The organism is Achromobacter deleyi (assembly GCF_902859705.1).
GTDB lineage: Bacteria > Pseudomonadota > Gammaproteobacteria > Burkholderiales > Burkholderiaceae_B > Achromobacter > Achromobacter deleyi.
In genome coordinates this window covers 540,798-556,781 of the sequence record NZ_CADIJO010000001.1, presented here as the reverse complement: position 1 = coordinate 556,781, position 15,984 = coordinate 540,798, and the positions used below count along the sequence as shown (strand labels likewise).

Sequence of the window (15,984 nt, the reverse complement as noted above, 5' to 3'; positions counted from 1 at the left end):
GATGGATATCCTCGAATGCCGGGCGCGCGGCGCCCGGGTATGAATAAGTGATGGAGTGGCAGTGCCGGGCCGGGGCCCGGCCAGGTTCAGGCAGCCTTGCGTTCGGCCTGCTTGTCGGCGTAGGCGACCAGCGCGTCGCGCACCCAGGCGCCGTCTTCGTGCGCCTTGACGCGCGCGGCCAGGCGCTCGCGGTTGCAGGGGCCGTTGCCCTTGAGCACCGCATAGAACTCGGACCAGTCGATTTCGCCGAAGTCGTAGTGGCCGCGTTCGGCGTTCCACTTCAGTTCGGGATCCGGCACGGTCAGGCCCAGGAATTCGGCCTGCGGCACGGTCTGGTCGACCATCTTCTGGCGCAGTTCGTCGTTGGAGAAGAGCTTGATCTTCCAGGCCATCGACTGGGCGCTGTTGGGCGAGTCGGCATCAGAGGGGCCGAACATCATCAGCGCCGGCCACCACCAGCGGTTCAGGGAGTCCTGCACCATCGCCTTCTGTTCGGGCGTGCCGTGCAGGCACATCTGCATCAGCAGGTCATAGCCCTGGCGCTGGTGAAAGGACTCTTCCTTACAGACGCGCACCATGGCCCGCGCGTACGGGCCGTACGAACAGCGGCACAGCGGGATCTGGTTGATGATGGCCGAGCCGTCGACCAGCCAGCCGATCATGCCGATATCGGCCCAGCTGAGCGTGGGGTAATTGAAGATGCTGGAGTACTTGGCGCGGCCGGCATGCAGGTCGTCGATCAGGTCGTCGCGCGACACGCCCAGGGTTTCGGCGGCGCTGTACAGGTACAGCCCGTGGCCGGCTTCGTCCTGCACCTTGGCCAGAAGGATGGCCTTGCGCTTGAGCGACGGCGCGCGGGTGATCCAGTTGCCTTCGGGCAGCATGCCGACGATTTCAGAGTGCGCGTGCTGCGAGATCTGGCGCACCAGCGTCTTGCGGTAGGCCTCGGGCATCCAGTCCTTGGCCTCGATCCGCACGCCATCGTCGATGCGGCGCTGGAACGTCTGTTCCGGGCCTTCGAGCTGGTCCGCGGTCTTGACCTGCTTGACGCCGGTTTCGACGAGTTGAGCGTACATGGTTGTCTCCTTGAGACGGTTTGCGCAAACGCAAAGCAAACGTCGCGCAGTGCCGTCATGTCATAGGTGGATTATTTAATACAAAAAAACCATTGTCAAACTCAAATCTGTATCACATTGGATTTATGTATCATATCGAGGATCCCGATACCGGCCGTCCCCGGCCCCCCTTATGGCAAACCCTCAGTCGCCCCTGGACCGTTACCTGTCACGCCTGATCAAGAACGATCCGCCGCGGGCCAAATCCCTGTGCGTGAGCCTGCTGGGAGACGCCCTGACGCTGCATGGCGGCGCCATCTGGCTGGGCGACCTGATCGAGCTGCTGGCCCCCCTGGGGATCAACGAGCGCCTGCTGCGCACCAGCGTGTTCCGGCTGGTGGCGCAGAACTGGCTGCAATCCGAACGCCACGGCCGGCGCAGCCTCTACCTGATTTCCGAACACGGCGCGCGCCATACCGCACACGCCTCGCAGCGCATCTACGAGGGCGCGCCGCGCGACTGGAACGGGGAATGGACGCTGGTGGCTTTGCCGCGCACCGGCAACGGCCTGGCCGAACGCGCCGAGCTGCGCCGTGAATTGGTCTGGGAAGGCTTCGGCATGATCGCGCCGGGCCTGTTCGCCCATCCGCACACCGAGGCCCGCGCGGCCCACGAAATCCTGGAAAAGCTGGGCATCCCCGACCGCGCCCTGGTGCTGTCGGCGCGCGACCTGGCCGGCGCGGGCGGCCTGCCCATCGCCAGCCTGGCCTCGCAATGCTGGAACCTGGACGACGTGGCCGAGCAATACCGGCAATTCATCAAGAATTTCGGTCCGCTGGAAAAATTGCTGGAAGACGCCCCGGCGCCCGCCGAGGCGTTCATCGCCCGGGTGCTGCTGCTGCACAGCTGGCGCCGCATCGTGCTGCATGACCCCCAACTGCCCACGCCCATGCTGCCGGACAACTGGCCGGGCCACGCGGCGCGTGAATTGTGCGGGCGGATCTACTGGCGGGTCTTCGATGCGTCGGAAGCGCACCTGGACGCCCTGGCGGGCAAGGACAACGACCGCTATACGCCGTTGACGGCCGAAGGCGAGTCGCGCTTCGGCGGACGGCCGCCTGCCGCCTGACTGACGCGCCCAGGCAGCAACGGGTCAGTCCGTGGCCGCGGGCGGCGGCATCGCCACGCCCAGGTCATGCACATGGCATTCACCGGCCGCATCGCGGCCCGCCCCCGGCGCCTCCAGCCCCCGCGCCATCGCAATGAAACTCAGCGTCCAGCGGGCGCGCACGGGGCGGCCCAGCGCCTGGCCGGTATCTGCGTCGATGCCGCTGGGCACGTCCAGCGCCAGTACCGGCGCGACACCGCTGTTGAGGCGGTCGATCAGGACCTGCCAGGACGCTTCCAGGGGACGATTCAGGCCGATACCGAACAGGCCATCGATGACAACGGCATAGCCGTCGGGATCAGGCAAGGCGGCAAGCGAAGCGCCGCCCGCTTCATGCCAGCGCAGCCAGGCGCGGGAGGCATCGGGCGGCAAGGCATCCGGCCCGGACGGCAGATAGAGGTCGACCGCGTAGCCAAGCGCCTTGAGCCGCGTGGCCGCGGTGAGCGCATCGCCGCCGTTGTTGCCCGGGCCGGCCACGGCCAGCACCCGGGCGGGCGGCACAAACCGCGACGCGATGAAATCGGCCGCGGCGGCGCCCGCGATGGGCATCAGTTCCCGCCCCTGCGCCAGGGCCAGCCGTTCGGCCTGGCGTATCCGGGCAACGGGAAAGGACGCCATGGTGCTTACACCTTGAGGAAGTGCTCGCGGTAGTACTTGAGTTCGTCGATGGATTCGTAGATGTCGGCCAGCGCTTCGTGGCGGCTTTTCTTCTCGAAGCCCTTGTATACCGCGGGGGCCCAGCGACGCGCCAATTCCTTCAGCGTGCTGACGTCCAGGTTGCGGTAATGGAAGAACTGTTCCAGGCGCGGCATGTAAGCAAACATGAACCGGCGGTCCTGGCTGATGGTGTTGCCGCACAAGGGCGATTTGCCCGCCGGCACGTGCTGCGCAAGAAACGCCAACAGCGTATCCTCTGCTTGCGATTCGGAAATCGTCGATGCGCGCACCTTGTCGATCAGGCCGCTCTTGCCGTGGGTGGACTTGTTCCAGTTGTCCATGGCGTCAAGCTGGCTGTCGGACTGGTGCACCACCAGCACGGGGCCTTCGGCGACCACGGTCAGGTCGGCCTCGGTCACCACCACGGCGACCTCGATGATGCGTTCTTTTTCAGGGTCAAGGCCGGTCATTTCCATGTCGAGCCAGACCAGGCGGTTTTCGTTCACAGCCATATAATTTGCCTATAAAACACGCGATTTTCGCACATACCTACTTGAGCCTGCCGCATTGCCCATGTTCACACTGCTGTTCGTTGCCTTCCTGCTGACCGATATCGCCGTGCGCATGTGGCTGGCCACCCGGCAGATCCGCCACGTGGCCCGCAACCGCGACCAGGTACCGCCCGAATTCTCGCATCGTATCGGCCTGGCCAGCCACCAGCGGGCGGCCGACTATACGGTGGCGCGGGTCAGGCTGGGCATGCTCGAACGCACCTACGACGCCATCCTGCTGGTATGCCTGACGCTGATGGGAGGATTGCAGGCGATCGATCTGCTGGTAGGCCAGCTTACCAGCAATGATTTCCTGCGCCAGATGCTGTTGCTGGTCGCCGTGGCGCTGCTGCTCGGCCTGCTGGGCCTGCCCTTCACATTGTGGCGCCAGTTCAAGCTCGAAGCCCGTTTCGGCTTCAACCGCATGACGCCCGAACTGTTCCTGTCCGACGCATTCAAGGGCCTGCTGGTCGCCGCCGCGCTGGGCCTGCCGCTGGCCGCCGCGGTGCTCTGGCTGATGGGTAGCGCCGGCCAATACTGGTGGGTCTGGGCCTGGGCGCTCTGGACCGCCTTCAACCTGGCGCTGCTGATCATCTACCCGATGTTCATCGCGCCGCTGTTCAACAAGTTCACACCGCTGTCCGACCCCGAACTGGCCGGACGCATCCAGCGCCTAGCCCAGCGCTGCGGCTTTGCGCTGAACGGCCTCTTCGTCATGGACGGCTCACGCCGCTCGGCGCATGGCAACGCCTATTTCACCGGCTTTGGCCGCTCGCGCCGCATCGTGTTCTTCGACACCTTGCTGGCCCGCCTGAACGCCGACGAAATCGAAGCCGTGCTGGCCCACGAACTGGGCCATTTCGCCAAGCGCCACATCATCAAGCGCATCCTGTTCAGCTTTGCCGCCGCACTGGGCTTTTTCGCCATCCTGGGCTGGGTCGCGCAGCAACCGTGGTTCTACGAAGGGCTGGGCGTACTGCCGCAATTGGGCGGGCGCAACGATGCCATGGCGCTGTTGCTGTTCTTTTTGGCCATCCCGGTCTTCACTTTCATCTTCACGCCGCTGGCCAGCTGGTATTCGCGCCGCGACGAATTCGAAGCCGACCGCTACGCGGCCGAACAAAGCTCGCCCGACCGCCTGGTATCCGCCCTGGTCAAGCTCTACGACGACAACGCCGCCACCCTGACACCCGATCCCGTGCACTCTGCCTTCTACGATAGCCATCCCCCCGCCGCCGTGCGCATCCGCCACCTGATGGCGCCCGCGGCATGAGCCTGTCCGACCGCTCCAAGGCCACCTTCGCCAGCGCGCCGCAAGACAGCGCGCCTGCCAATGCCGCCAACGAAGGCCGCATCATCGCGGCCCACGGCCGCCACTACACGGTAGAACTGGCCGACGGCAGCCTGCGCAAGTGCTTCCCGCGGGGCAAGAAGGCCGGCGCGGCCGTCGGCGACCGGGTCCGCATCACGCCCCAGGGCCAGGACGAAGGCGCCATCGACGCCATCCTGCCGCGGCGCAACCTGCTGTACCGGTCAGACGAAATGCGCTCCAAGCAGTTTGCGTCCAATGTCGACCAACTGCTGATCGTCGTCGCGGTGCAGCCCACGTTCTCGGACGACCTGACCGGCCGGGCGCTGGCCGGCGCCTGGAGCGCCGGCATCGCGCCGCTGATCATCCTGAACAAGACCGACCTCGTCGACGCCCTGCCCGCCGCCCGCGCGCGCCTGGCGCCCATCGCCGCGCTGGGCGTGGACATCGTCGAACTGAGCGCGCTGGAACCCGAAAAGGTGCATACCGTGCTGGCCCCGCGCCTGGCGGGCCGCACCAACCTGCTGCTGGGGCAAAGCGGCATGGGCAAGTCCACGCTGCTGAACGCCCTGATCCCCGACGCCCTGGCGGCCACGCGCGAACACTCCACGGCGCTGGACATGGGCAAGCACACCACCACCAGCACCCGCCTGTATCACCTGCCGGCGCCCGGTGGCGACCTGATCGATTCGCCTGGGTTCCAGGCCTTTGGGCTGCAGCACCTGACCCGCGAAGACATCATTCGCGGCTTTCCCGAATTCACCCTGCCGATCGAGTCCTGCCGCTTCTACAACTGCACCCACCGCCACGAGCCGGGCTGCGGCGTGGTCGCGGCGCTGCAAGCGGGCAAGATCGACCCGGCCCGCTATGCGCTGTACCAGCGCATCCTGGAAGAAAACCTGGCGGGCCAGCAGCGGTACTAGGAATCAGCGCGGCTGAAAGCCGTTGCGCAGCAGGTGGTACAGGTTGCGCAGCATGCCGGCCGTGGCGCCCCAGATGAAGTGCCGGCCGTAGGGCATGCCGTAGTAGTGGCGCACCCGGCCATCGTCCAGCCGCGCCTCGTACAGGCGGTGGTTGGCCGGATCCATCAGGAACGACAGCGGCACCTCGAACACCTCGGCCACCTCGAACGCATCAGGCGCCAGCTGGAAGCCGGGCGTGACCAGCGACACCACCGGAATGATCGAAAAACCCGTGGCCGTCAGGTAGGGCGGCATGCTGCCCAGCACTTCGACGTGGTTGGCGGGCAAGCCGGTTTCTTCCTGCGCCTCGCGCAGCGCCGCGGCAATCGGCGTGGCATCGCTGGTTTCGATGCGGCCACCGGGAAAGCTGACCTGGCCCGCATGATCGTGCAGGTGCGCAGCGCGCTGGGTCAGCATGATGTGCACGCCATCGGTGCGCGTCACCAGCGGAATCAGCACGGCTGCCGGCACCGGCACGCCTTCGCGGCCGGGATAGCGCAGATCGTTGTCGCGCGACAGTTCCAGCGTCCAGGTAGACGGCTGGCTGAGTGTGCCGCGCAGCAAGTCGGGCGTCAGCAGATTGGCGGGCACCGCCGGCAGGGAATCGTTGGCGACAACCCATGGCTGCGACGCCGGATCGAATCCGGGACGCGCCAGCGGCCGCCTGGGCCGAGCAGAAGACGAGGAATCAGACATTCGGCTTTTCAAATAGAAAAAGGCACCCTCGCAGGTGCCTTTTTAACCCGGAAACCCGTGCCGAACGAAAACGCTGGATGGCGTGTGCGTCCGACACTGGTAGGGCCGTGTGCCGATAAGCGATCAAGCCGCCGAGGCTTGCTTGCTGACCAGCTTTTCCTTGATACGTGCCGACTTGCCCGAGCGGTTGCGCAGGTAGTACAGCTTGGCGCGGCGCACGTCGCCGCGGCGCTTGACTTCGATGCCGGCGATTTGCGGCGAGTACAGCTGGAACGTACGTTCCACGGCTTCACCCGACGAAATCTTGCGCACGGTGAACGCGGAGTTCAGGCCGCGGTTGCGCTTGGCGATCACGACGCCTTCGAAGGCCTGCACGCGCTTGCGGGTGCCTTCAACGACGTTCACGCTCACGATGACGGTGTCACCGGGAGCAAATTCAGGCTTGGCTTGGCCGCCGGTCAGGCGGGCAATCTCTTCCTGTTCCAGGATAGCGATAAGGTTCATGAGAACTCCTAGATCATCATGCCTTGCGGACTAAAAACGCTTTGCCAGTCAATGTCGTTTTAGTGTTGATCGGGTCGTTGGAATCCTGTTGGAACCCATTGACCATGTACCGCAAGCAGAGGATGAGATTTGGCAAACCAATGATTCTACACCAAAATTTGCCTGGAGCGTCAGGTAACATGGCGGCCTGCCCACCGCTTTGCGGTACCCTAGCAGTTCCTGTAACAAACACGTCACAAGACGCTGTCTTTCCCCATGTCGTATTCGTCCCTGATATTGGTCGTCCTGGCGGCGATGGCCCACGCAACGTGGAATCTCCTCGCCAAGCGCGCGGCCATGGTGGGCGCTCCCTTCGTGTTTGCCTACGGGCTGTGCGCCTCGGTGCTGTATGCCCCCTGGGTGATCTGGGTGCTGCTGCACGACGGCATGACATGGACCTGGCCCGTGGTGGCCGCGATCCTGACGTCCAGCCTGTTGCACCTGGGCTACAGCCTGTGCCTGCAACGCGGCTACCAGGTGGCGGACCTGTCGGTGGTGTACCCCATTGCCCGAGGTACCGGCCCCCTGCTCTCGACCACCGGCGCCTTTCTGCTGCTGCGCGAACCCGCCACCGGCACCGGCATTGCCGGCATGCTGTGCGTGGTGATCGGGGTGCTGCTGATCGCCACCCAGGGACGGCTGTCGATTTTCCGCAACGCCCAGGCCTGGGTGGGCGTGCGCTGGGGCATGGTGATCGGCCTGTTCATCGCCGCCTACACGGTGGTGGACGCCTACGGCGTGAAGGTACTGTTGATCAGCCCGGTGCTGTTCGACTGGTTTACCTGCGTGACCCGCACCACCATGATGACGCCCCACATGCTGCGCCGACGCACCCAGGCCTGGGAATCCATGCGCGGCCACTGGCACCTGGCGCTGGCGGTAGGCCTGCTGTCGCCGCTGGGGTACATCCTGGTGCTGTATGCCTTGCGCAACGGCGCGCCGCTCAGCCTGGTGGCCCCCGCCCGGGAAATGTCGATGATGCTGGGCACCCTGGCCGGCATGTTCCTCTTGCGCGAGAAAGTCGGCCCGGGCCGGCTGGCCGGCTGCCTGTCGATTCTGGCCGGCGTGGTGCTGCTGGGGTCGACCTGACCCCGGCGAGGGTCAGAATCCGCCGGCCGCGCCCAGCCACATCAGCGCGGGGATCATGGCGCCCCATGCCAGCACCAGCACCACATCCACCACCATGCTCTTGACGCTGACCTGATCGGACACCGGTTCGACCGTGGCGTTGCCCAGGCTGCGTTCGCGCGGGCCGCGCACGACGTTGCCGGCAGCGGGCGCCGCCACATCGGTGGCGGCCGGGGGAAACGGCCACTTGCCCGGCAGGGTGCCGAACGTACGGACACGTTGCACGGCACGGCGCAGCGGGGTCAGCGATACGGCGGCAAGATCGTCCGGCAGGACGGAGAGTTGAGCGGTGTTCATGGGAACTCCTTGGTAGCGCGGTAAAAACGACAGTCAGAATCGACGGGCAACAGCAACGGACTCGGGCGAACAAGGTCGGGCGAACGGCAAGGGCCGTCCGGCGCCATGGCGTCAGTCAAACAAGGACAACTGCCCGGCAGCCACGGCGCGCCATTGGCGCTCGCCGCGCCCAAAGGCGCCGGCCGCCGGTGAGCGGCTGGGCGTGGCACCGGACGGGGTGCCGGAAAAAGGGACCCCTGAAGACGCTTTCGCGCCAACCGGGGATAGGGAAACGGGGGCCGCCCCTGCGGCCGTTGAAAACAGGGCTCCGGCGCCACCGGCCGCCAAGGGCGGCTGGAAACGGTCGGCATCCAGCGCCAGGCGATGGCGATTCAGGCCCAGCTTGCGCGTGGCCACCGCGAACCGCTGGCGCAGCAGGTCGGCCCAGATGCCGGTGCCGCGCATGCGCGAGCCGAAGTTGGGATCGTTGCGGCGGCCGTTGCGCAGGTCTTCGATGCGATGCAGCACGCGCTGGGCGCGATCCGGGTAGTGGGCGTTGAGCCAGTCTTCGAACAGGGTTTTGACTTCCCAGGGCAGCCGAATGACGGTGTAGCTGGCATAGTGCGCGCCGGCCGCCTTGGATTCCTGCAGGATGTGCTCCATGGCGTCGTCGTTGATGAACGGGATCACGGGCGCTACCAGCACCCCTACGGGCACCCCGGCGGCCGTGAGGTTGCTCACGGCTTCCAGGCGGCGCCAGGGCGCGGCCGCGCGGGGTTCCAGCGTGCGGGCCATGCCGGCATCCAGCGTGGTGATGCTCATGTAGACCACCACCAGCTTCTGCTCGGCCAGCGCGGCAAGGAGATCCAGGTCGCGGGCGACCAGGGCGTTCTTGGTAACGATGGTGACCGGGTGCCGGGTTTCCAGCATCAGTTCGAGCATGCCGCGCGTCAGGCGCCAGTCGCGTTCGATGGGCTGATAGGCGTCGGTGGCCGACCCGATATTGATGGGCGACGGCTTGTAGCCCGGGCGGCTGATTTCGGCCCGCAGCGCCTCTACCGCATTGGCCTTGGCCACCAGGCGGGTTTCGAAGTCCAGCCCGGGGGAATAACCCAGGTAGGAATGCGTGGGCCGGGCGTAGCAGTAGACGCAGCCGTGTTCGCATCCCCGGTATGGGTTGACCGCCACATCGAAGGGAATGTCGGGCGAATCGTTGCGCGACAGGATCTTGCGGGCTTCTTCGGCCGTGACGGTCGTCTTGGGGGCCGCGGGCGCCAGTCGGGCGTCGGGCAGGATGGGAATGACTTTGGGGGAAATATCGGGGACAGCATCGACGAAATCAGCCGGGAGGCCCGAAGCGGACCAGCCGTCGTCGACCTGCACGCGATCATCGCGCTGAAAGCGATGCCGAACATTAGTAACCGCACCCCGACCGCGCAAGGCGGCGGGGGCGGCAGCCGGGGACCCAGAACCGGCGGGAAAAGAATGATCGGTGCGTGCCATGAAAACTACTGTACAAAAACACAGTGGTTTTGACAAGCACCAAAAGCCTTTTCGTAAGACAGCCCCACTTTACCGCAAGACGAAGACGCCGTCCGGACAATTCGATTTCATCTTGCGATATCGGCCGGAAACCCGCACCAGCATTGGGTTTGGAATAAAAACAACACCCCTTTTTCGGGGCTACAGGGGTGTTGTTTCGCGGCCTGCTTGCGGTTTACCGAAGCATGCCCGCCGCCGCCGTCTGATGCGTGGCCTCGTCGATCAAAATGAAGGCGCCCGTGGCCGCGACATCGTCGTACCGATCGACCGCCAACGCTTCGCGCGTGGTGAACGTGACGCGGCCGATGTCGTTCATGCGCAGCGTGCCTTCCGTGTTCTGCACTTCCTGCAGTTCGTGGATATCGCGATGCGACAGCACCGCGCGGATCTTCGCCGACGTCAGTCGCGTGCCGTGCTTGAGCAAGTACTTGCGCGCCGGGTTCAGCGGTTGCGCGTCGAGCCAGCACAGCTCGGCTTCGAACTCGCGCGCGACTTGCGCTTGCGCCTCTGAATGCACGATCACGTCGCCGCGCGACACATCGACATCGCGATCCAGCACCAGCGTGACCGAATCGCCCGCCACCGCTTCATCCAGCACGCGGTCGAACACGCGCACTTCGCGCACGCGCGCCGACACGCCCGACGGCTGCACCGTGACCTCGTCACCCGGGCGCAGCACGCCGCTGGCGATGCGGCCGGCATAGCCGCGGAAGTCTTCCTTGCGATCACCGTCGTGACGCGCCACCCATTGCACCGGAAAGCGCAGCGGTCCGCTGCGGCCATCGCCGGACAGGTCCAGCGATTCCAGCAGCGTCAGCAGCGGCTGCCCCGTGTACCAGGGTGTCTTGTCCGACAGCGTCACCACGTTGTCGCCGTTCAGCGCCGACAGCGGCAGCGCGTCGAAGTGCGCGATGCCCAGCTTGCCCGCCAGGTCGGCATAGGCGTCGCGGATGCGTTCGAACACCGCGCGGTCCCAGTCCACCAGGTCCATCTTGTTGACCGCCACCACGATGTGGCGGATGCCGAGCAGCCGGGCGATGGTGCTGTGGCGCTTGGTCTGCGGCAGCAGCTTGCCGTCGGCAGCGCGGGTAGCGTCGATCAGGATCACGGCCACGTCCGCAGTGGACGCGCCGGTCACCATGTTGCGCGTGTACTGCTCGTGGCCCGGCGCGTCGGCGATGATGAACTTGCGCGCCGGTGTCGAAAAGTAGCGGTAGGCCACGTCGATCGTGATGCCCTGCTCGCGCTCGGCCTCCAGGCCGTCGGTCAGCAGCGAGAAGTCGATACCGCCTTCGGCCACGCGCTTGTACTTGGCGCGCGAGATCGCATCCAGCTGGTCGGCAAACACGCCCTTGCTGTCATACAGCAGGCGGCCGATCAGCGTCGATTTGCCATCGTCGACCGAACCGGCCGTGATCAGGCGCAGCACGCCCGTGCCGGCGCCCGAAAGAAAAGAATCGTTTACTGCATTCATGTGCGTCCCCTGTGGCCGGCGCTGCGCCGGCCGCTCGTGCAATCAGAAATAGCCCTCTTTCTTGCGGCGCTCCATCGAGGCCTCGGAAGTCTGGTCGTCCATGCGCGTGGCGCCGCGCTCGGTGATGTCGGTCACGGCCGTCTCGGCGATGATGGCGGCGGTGTCGGCGGCGTCGGACGCCACCGGGCAGGTGCAGGAAATATCGCCCACCGTGCGAAACCGCACCGGCAGGCGCTCGACCGTCTCGCCGTCCTGCGGCGGCGTCAGGCGCGTGACCGGCACCAGCAGCCCCTTGCGCCGGACCACCTCGCGCTCGTGGCTGAAATAGATCGGCGGCAGGGCCAGCTGCTCGCGCTGGATGTACTGCCAGACGTCCAGCTCGGTCCAGTTCGAGATCGGGAACACCCGCATGTTCTCGCCGCGGTGCACCCGCGTGTTGAACAGGTTCCACAGTTCCGGGCGCTGGGCCTTGGGATCCCATTGGCCGAACTCGTCGCGGAACGAAAAGATGCGTTCCTTGGCGCGCGCCTTTTCCTCGTCGCGGCGGGCGCCGCCGATGCAGGCGTCAAAGCCGAATTCCTCGATGGCCTCCAGCAGCGTCACGGCCTGGGCCGCATTGCGTGAATCGGTCTCGCGGCGCAGCACCACGCTGCCCCGCTTGATCGAGTCTTCCACGCTGCGCACGATCAACGTCTCGCCCAGCTCGGCGGCGCGGGCATCGCGAAAGGCGATGACCTCGTCGAAGTTGTGGCCCGTGTCGATGTGCATCAGCGGAAACGGAAAGCGCCCGGGGCGGAATGCCTTCTCGGCCAGGCGCAGCAGCACCACCGAGTCCTTGCCGCCCGAGAACAGCAGCACGGGCTTTTCGCTTTCCGCGGCCACCTCGCGCATGATGAATATGGCTTCCGATTCCAGCCAGTCCAGGTGGCTGCGTTGGATCACTGCGGACATAGGTATTCCCCTAAAACAGATTTCTGATGAGCGGCGGGCGTCACGTGCGCGCCGGCACGACGCTGATGACGCGGTTGCCAGCGTGCAGGCCGCATTCCTTGGAATCGGACGATTCCCACCACCACCGCCCCGCCCTCAGGTCTTCGCCTGGACGGATCGCGCGGGTACAGGGCTCGCAACCGATGGACGGGTAGCCCTGGTCGTGCAGCGGGTTGTACGGAATGCCCAAGGCGCGAATCGCGCCCCAGACGTCCGCCTCGCTCCAGTCGGCCAGCGGGTTGAATTTGTAGAGGCCGAAGGTCTTGTCGTCTTCTTCCAGGTGCAATTCGCCGCGCGTGGCCGACTGCGCTCGCCGCTGGCCTGTGATCCAGGCGCCCCGCCCGGCCAGCGCACGCTTGAGCGGTTCGACCTTGCGGATCTGGCAACAGGTCTTGCGCAGGTCCACGCTTTCATAGAACGCAAAGGCGCCGTGTTCGGCCACGTGACGCTCGACCGCCTCGGCGACCGGCCGGTACACGGTGATGTCACGGCCGTAGCGCTCGCGCACGGCGTCCAGCACGCCCAGCGTTTCCGCATGCAGGCGGCCGGTGTCCAGCGTGAAGACCTCCAGGTCCAGCCCGGCGTCATAGATGGCGTGCGTCAGCACCATGTCCTCGGCCGCCAGCGACGAGGCCAGCGCGGCGTCGGGATAGCGCTGGCGGATGTCCGCCAGCCTGGTGATCAGGTCAGCCCAGCGGGCGGCCAGCGCCGGATCGGCATCCAGTGCGGCCTGCGGGGACAGTTCAGTTGTCGTCATGATTGCACCGCGAAAATGCGCGCCCGGCGCGGACGCGCCAGCAGGGTTTCACCGTCCTGCAGCCCCAGTTCCCGGTACAGGTGCTCGGGCACTTCGGCTTCAAGGATGGCGTCGGAATCCTGGCGAGTCAGTTCCAGGTAGGCGCTGGGGCCGGCCAGGTAGGCGTGCGCCAGGCGCACCGGGATGCCGTCGCCGCCCGCGCGATAGCGTTCGATATCGAACTCGTGCGGCCGCACGTAGGCTGTGGCGCGCTGGTTTTCGGCCTGCGCCAGTTCAGGCGCCGGCAGCGACAGGCCGGCGCCTTCCCAGACGCCGCGGCTGGCCACGCCCTGCAACTGGTTCACGTCGCCCAGGAAGCCGTAGACGAACGGCGTGGCCGGGCCTTCCCAGACTTCGCGCGGCGTGCCCACCTGTTCGATCTTGCCGGCGTTCATCAGCACCACCCGGTCGGCCACTTCCAGCGCCTCTTCCTGGTCATGCGTGACGAACACACTGGCTACGTTCAGCTCGTCGTGCAGGCGGCGCAGCCAGCGGCGCAGTTCCTTGCGCACCTTGGCGTCCAGCGCGCCGAACGGCTCGTCCAGCAGCAGCACGCGCGGTTCGACCGCCAAGGCGCGCGCCAGGGCAATGCGCTGACGCTGGCCGCCCGACAGCTGGGCCGGATAGCGGTCCGCCAGCCAATCCAGCTGCACCAGCCCCAGCAGGTCATGCACCTTGCGCTGGATCTGGTCTTCCGACGGCCGCTGCGAACGGTGCTTGACCCGCAGTCCGAAGGCCACGTTCTCGAACACGGTCATGTGCTTGAACAGCGCGTAATGCTGGAACACAAATCCCACCTGGCGCTGGCGCACGTCCACGGACGTCGCGTCTTCACCGGCGAACAGCACGCTGCCGCTGTCGGCCGCTTCCAGCCCCGCGATGATGCGCAGCAACGTGGTCTTGCCACAGCCCGATGGCCCCAGCAGCGCCACCAGCTCGCCCGTCTCGATGTGCAGGGATACGTCGTTCAGCGCCCGGAACTGGCCGAAACGCTTGGATAGGTTGCGAACTTCGATGCTCATGCTTGTCTCCGTCTGGCCGGCCGCATCAGGCGGCGGCCGGCTTGATGGCCGTCACGGGCCCGGGATATTCGACCGGCAGTTCCGCCGCCCGCAGATAGCGCGCGTTGCGCCACTCGACCACGTTCTTGGCCACCAGCGTCACCAGCGCCAGGAGCGCCAACAGCGAGGCCACCGCGAACGCCGCCGAGTACTGATATTCGTTGTAGAGAATCTCGACGTGCAGGGTCATGGTGTTGGTCAGGCCGCGGATCTGGCCGGACACGACCGACACCGCGCCAAACTCGCCCATCGCGCGCGCATTGCAGAGAATCGCGCCGTACAGCAGGCCCCACTTGATATTGGGCAGCGTCACCCGCCAGAAGATCTGCCAGCCGCTGGCGCCCAGCGTCAGCGCGGCCTGCTCTTCTTCGCTGCCCTGCGCCTGCATCAGCGGAATCAGCTCGCGCGCGACGAACGGAAAGGTCACGAACAGCGTGGCCAGGATGATGCCGGGCACGGCGTAGACGATCTTGATGTCGTTGTCCTGCAGCCAGCCGCCGAACCAGCCTTGGGTACCGAACAGCAGCACGAACACCAGCCCCGCCACCACTGGCGACACCGAAAACGGCAAGTCGATCAGGGTGATCAGGAACTGCTTGCCGCGGAACTGGAATTTGGTGATGGCCCAGGCCGCGGCCACGCCGAACACCAGGTTCACCGGCAGCGCAATGGCCGCCACCAGCAGCGTCAGCTTGATGGCCGACCAGGCATCGGGTTCGACGATGGCATCCAGATACAGCTGCCAGCCCTTGCGGAACGCCTCGATGAACACGGCGGCCAGCGGCACCAGCAGAAACAGCGTCAGAAAGCCCAGCGCCAGAAACAGCAGCACGCCGCGCACCCAGCGCGGCTCGGTCAGGTGGGCCGGACGGTCTACAGCGCTCATGCCTGTCTCCCCAAGCCGCGACGGGCTTGCCAGCCCTGCAGCAGATTGATGACCAGCAGCAGCACGAAGGACAACGCCAGCATCACGGTCGCGATCGCCGCAGCGCCGGCATAGTCGAACTGCTCCAGCTTGGCGATGATCAGAAGCGGCGTGATCTCGGACACCATCGGCATGTTGCCGGCGATGAAAACCACCGACCCGTATTCCCCCACTGCGCGCGCGAATGCCAGCGCGAACCCGGTCATCAGCGCGGGCAGGATCGTGGGCAGCAGCACGCGGCGGATGGTCTGCCAGCGGTCGGCGCCCAGGCTGGCCGCGGCTTCCTCGATCTCGCGTTCGACGTCTTCCAGCACCGGCTGCACCGTGCGCACCACGAACGGCACGCCGATGAAGATCAGCGCAATCACGATACCCAGCGGCGTGAACGCCACTTTCAGACCGAACCACTCGGCCAGCGGCGCGCCCAGCCAGCCTTTTTCGGAATACAGCGCCGTCAGCGCGATGCCGGCCACCGCCGTGGGCAAAGCGAACGGCAGGTCGACCAGGGCGTCCAGGATCTTCTTGCCGGGAAAGCGATAACGCACCAGCACCCAGGCCACGATGGTGCCGAACACCAGGTTCACCAGCGCCGCCAGCAGCGATGCGCCGAAGGTCAGCTGGTACGACGCCACCACGCGCGGCGCCGTCACGGCGTCCCAGAAACCCTGCCAACCGAGCGAGGCGCTCTTGATCGGCAAGGCCGCCAGGGGGATCAGCACGAGCACGCTCAGGTACAGCACCGCGTAGCCCATGGAAATGCCGAAACCGGGCAGCACGCCCGGGCTGTTGCGCCGAACGGCAAAAGGCGCCTGCGCGCCCTTTGCCGCCGGAATCGAGGCTGAAGTCATGGC

Annotated in this window: 17 protein-coding genes; 4 read left to right on the top strand and 13 right to left on the bottom strand. The window is 66.1% G+C overall.

Features of this window, described 5'->3' with window-relative positions; translation table 11 throughout:
- Positions 1–86 precede the first annotated feature (86 nt).
- Complete coding sequence (gene paaA / locus HV798_RS02405; RefSeq protein WP_175195309.1) at positions 87–1,076, bottom strand: 1,2-phenylacetyl-CoA epoxidase subunit PaaA; 990 nt, start codon at positions 1,074–1,076, stop codon at positions 87–89.
- Positions 1,077–1,248: 172 nt separating this feature from the next.
- Here paaA and paaX point away from each other — a divergent pair, with 172 nt between their 5' ends.
- Positions 1,249–2,184: a phenylacetic acid degradation operon negative regulatory protein PaaX gene (gene paaX, locus HV798_RS02400; RefSeq protein WP_025140198.1), complete on the top strand. Its 936-nt coding sequence runs from the start codon at positions 1,249–1,251 to the stop codon at positions 2,182–2,184.
- 24 nt (positions 2,185–2,208) lie between these two features.
- Here paaX and HV798_RS02395 read toward each other — a convergent pair whose 3' ends face one another.
- Together HV798_RS02395 and orn are read right to left on the bottom strand one after the other, a co-directional pair.
- On the bottom strand, positions 2,209–2,841 hold the full coding sequence (locus HV798_RS02395; protein WP_175195311.1) for an NAD(P)H-hydrate epimerase: 633 nt from the start codon (positions 2,839–2,841) through the stop codon (positions 2,209–2,211).
- A gap of 5 nt (positions 2,842–2,846) precedes the next feature.
- Positions 2,847–3,392: an oligoribonuclease gene (orn, locus tag HV798_RS02390; RefSeq protein ID WP_025140196.1), complete on the bottom strand. Its 546-nt coding sequence runs from the start codon at positions 3,390–3,392 to the stop codon at positions 2,847–2,849.
- A gap of 61 nt (positions 3,393–3,453) precedes the next feature.
- Here orn and HV798_RS02385 point away from each other — a divergent pair, with 61 nt between their 5' ends.
- Both HV798_RS02385 and rsgA read left to right on the top strand, forming a co-directional pair.
- On the top strand, positions 3,454–4,704 hold the full coding sequence (locus HV798_RS02385) for a M48 family metallopeptidase (protein ID WP_175195312.1): 1,251 nt from the start codon (positions 3,454–3,456) through the stop codon (positions 4,702–4,704).
- Complete coding sequence (rsgA, locus tag HV798_RS02380) at positions 4,701–5,663, top strand: ribosome small subunit-dependent GTPase A (protein ID WP_175195320.1); 963 nt, start codon at positions 4,701–4,703, stop codon at positions 5,661–5,663. Before HV798_RS02385 ends, rsgA begins: the two co-directional genes overlap by 4 nt.
- Before the next feature lie 3 nt (positions 5,664–5,666).
- Here rsgA and HV798_RS02375 read toward each other — a convergent pair whose 3' ends face one another.
- Together HV798_RS02375 and rplS are read right to left on the bottom strand one after the other, a co-directional pair.
- Positions 5,667–6,398 carry a CoA pyrophosphatase gene (locus HV798_RS02375; protein WP_175195322.1) on the bottom strand — a complete coding sequence of 244 codons (732 nt, stop codon included), beginning with the start codon at positions 6,396–6,398 and terminating at the stop codon, positions 5,667–5,669.
- Between the two features lie 123 nt (positions 6,399–6,521).
- The gene (rplS, locus tag HV798_RS02370) at positions 6,522–6,902 is read right to left on the bottom strand and encodes a 50S ribosomal protein L19 (protein ID WP_006218237.1); all 381 of its coding nucleotides are present in this window, start codon (positions 6,900–6,902) and stop codon (positions 6,522–6,524) included.
- A 255-nt stretch (positions 6,903–7,157) separates the two neighbouring features.
- Here rplS and HV798_RS02365 point away from each other — a divergent pair, with 255 nt between their 5' ends.
- Entirely contained in the window at positions 7,158–8,030 is an 873-nt protein-coding gene (locus HV798_RS02365; protein ID WP_175195324.1) for a DMT family transporter, read from the top strand.
- 12 nt (positions 8,031–8,042) lie between these two features.
- Here HV798_RS02365 and HV798_RS02360 read toward each other — a convergent pair whose 3' ends face one another.
- From HV798_RS02360 to cysT, 8 genes are all read right to left on the bottom strand, one after another.
- The gene (locus HV798_RS02360; RefSeq protein ID WP_175195326.1) at positions 8,043–8,366 is read right to left on the bottom strand and encodes a hypothetical protein; all 324 of its coding nucleotides are present in this window, start codon (positions 8,364–8,366) and stop codon (positions 8,043–8,045) included.
- Between the two features lie 111 nt (positions 8,367–8,477).
- Complete coding sequence (locus tag HV798_RS02355; RefSeq protein ID WP_175195328.1) at positions 8,478–9,848, bottom strand: PA0069 family radical SAM protein; 1,371 nt, start codon at positions 9,846–9,848, stop codon at positions 8,478–8,480.
- Between the two features lie 214 nt (positions 9,849–10,062).
- Complete coding sequence (locus tag HV798_RS02350) at positions 10,063–11,361, bottom strand: sulfate adenylyltransferase subunit 1 (protein WP_175195330.1); 1,299 nt, start codon at positions 11,359–11,361, stop codon at positions 10,063–10,065.
- Positions 11,362–11,403: 42 nt separating this feature from the next.
- Entirely contained in the window at positions 11,404–12,312 is a 909-nt protein-coding gene (gene cysD / locus HV798_RS02345) for a sulfate adenylyltransferase subunit CysD (RefSeq protein WP_025140188.1), read from the bottom strand.
- 40 nt (positions 12,313–12,352) lie between these two features.
- Positions 12,353–13,108, bottom strand: coding sequence for a phosphoadenylyl-sulfate reductase (locus tag HV798_RS02340; protein ID WP_175195332.1), 756 nt, complete (start codon positions 13,106–13,108; stop codon positions 12,353–12,355).
- The gene (locus HV798_RS02335; RefSeq protein WP_025140186.1) at positions 13,105–14,169 is read right to left on the bottom strand and encodes a sulfate/molybdate ABC transporter ATP-binding protein; all 1,065 of its coding nucleotides are present in this window, start codon (positions 14,167–14,169) and stop codon (positions 13,105–13,107) included. Before HV798_RS02335 ends, HV798_RS02340 begins: the two co-directional genes overlap by 4 nt.
- A gap of 25 nt (positions 14,170–14,194) precedes the next feature.
- Entirely contained in the window at positions 14,195–15,094 is a 900-nt protein-coding gene (gene cysW / locus HV798_RS02330) for a sulfate ABC transporter permease subunit CysW (RefSeq protein ID WP_175195334.1), read from the bottom strand.
- Complete coding sequence (cysT, locus tag HV798_RS02325) at positions 15,091–15,981, bottom strand: sulfate ABC transporter permease subunit CysT (RefSeq protein WP_175195337.1); 891 nt, start codon at positions 15,979–15,981, stop codon at positions 15,091–15,093. Before cysT ends, cysW begins: the two co-directional genes overlap by 4 nt.
- Between the last annotated feature and the right edge of the window lie 3 nt (positions 15,982–15,984).

Excerpts from the sequence above, each read along its gene's own strand:
- HV798_RS02365 (WP_175195324.1), top strand. The coding sequence starts at position 7,158 with ATGTCGTATTCGTCCCTGATATTGGTCGTCCTGGCGGCGATGGCCCAC.
- cysT (WP_175195337.1), bottom strand. The coding sequence starts at position 15,981 with ATGACTTCAGCCTCGATTCCGGCGGCAAAGGGCGCGCAGGCGCCTTTT.
- HV798_RS02375 (WP_175195322.1), bottom strand. The coding sequence starts at position 6,398 with ATGTCTGATTCCTCGTCTTCTGCTCGGCCCAGGCGGCCGCTGGCGCGT.
- HV798_RS02355 (WP_175195328.1), bottom strand. The coding sequence starts at position 9,848 with ATGGCACGCACCGATCATTCTTTTCCCGCCGGTTCTGGGTCCCCGGCT.
- HV798_RS02350 (WP_175195330.1), bottom strand. The coding sequence starts at position 11,361 with ATGAATGCAGTAAACGATTCTTTTCTTTCGGGCGCCGGCACGGGCGTG.
- HV798_RS02385 (WP_175195312.1), top strand. The coding sequence starts at position 3,454 with ATGTTCACACTGCTGTTCGTTGCCTTCCTGCTGACCGATATCGCCGTG.
- rsgA (WP_175195320.1), top strand. The coding sequence starts at position 4,701 with ATGAGCCTGTCCGACCGCTCCAAGGCCACCTTCGCCAGCGCGCCGCAA.
- paaX (WP_025140198.1), top strand. The coding sequence starts at position 1,249 with ATGGCAAACCCTCAGTCGCCCCTGGACCGTTACCTGTCACGCCTGATC.
- paaA (WP_175195309.1), bottom strand. The coding sequence starts at position 1,076 with ATGTACGCTCAACTCGTCGAAACCGGCGTCAAGCAGGTCAAGACCGCG.
- HV798_RS02360 (WP_175195326.1), bottom strand. The coding sequence starts at position 8,366 with ATGAACACCGCTCAACTCTCCGTCCTGCCGGACGATCTTGCCGCCGTA.
- cysD (WP_025140188.1), bottom strand. The coding sequence starts at position 12,312 with ATGTCCGCAGTGATCCAACGCAGCCACCTGGACTGGCTGGAATCGGAA.
- rplS (WP_006218237.1), bottom strand. The coding sequence starts at position 6,902 with ATGAACCTTATCGCTATCCTGGAACAGGAAGAGATTGCCCGCCTGACC.
- cysW (WP_175195334.1), bottom strand. The coding sequence starts at position 15,094 with ATGAGCGCTGTAGACCGTCCGGCCCACCTGACCGAGCCGCGCTGGGTG.
- HV798_RS02395 (WP_175195311.1), bottom strand. The coding sequence starts at position 2,841 with ATGGCGTCCTTTCCCGTTGCCCGGATACGCCAGGCCGAACGGCTGGCC.
- HV798_RS02335 (WP_025140186.1), bottom strand. The coding sequence starts at position 14,169 with ATGAGCATCGAAGTTCGCAACCTATCCAAGCGTTTCGGCCAGTTCCGG.
- HV798_RS02340 (WP_175195332.1), bottom strand. The coding sequence starts at position 13,108 with ATGACGACAACTGAACTGTCCCCGCAGGCCGCACTGGATGCCGATCCG.
- orn (WP_025140196.1), bottom strand. The coding sequence starts at position 3,392 with ATGGCTGTGAACGAAAACCGCCTGGTCTGGCTCGACATGGAAATGACC.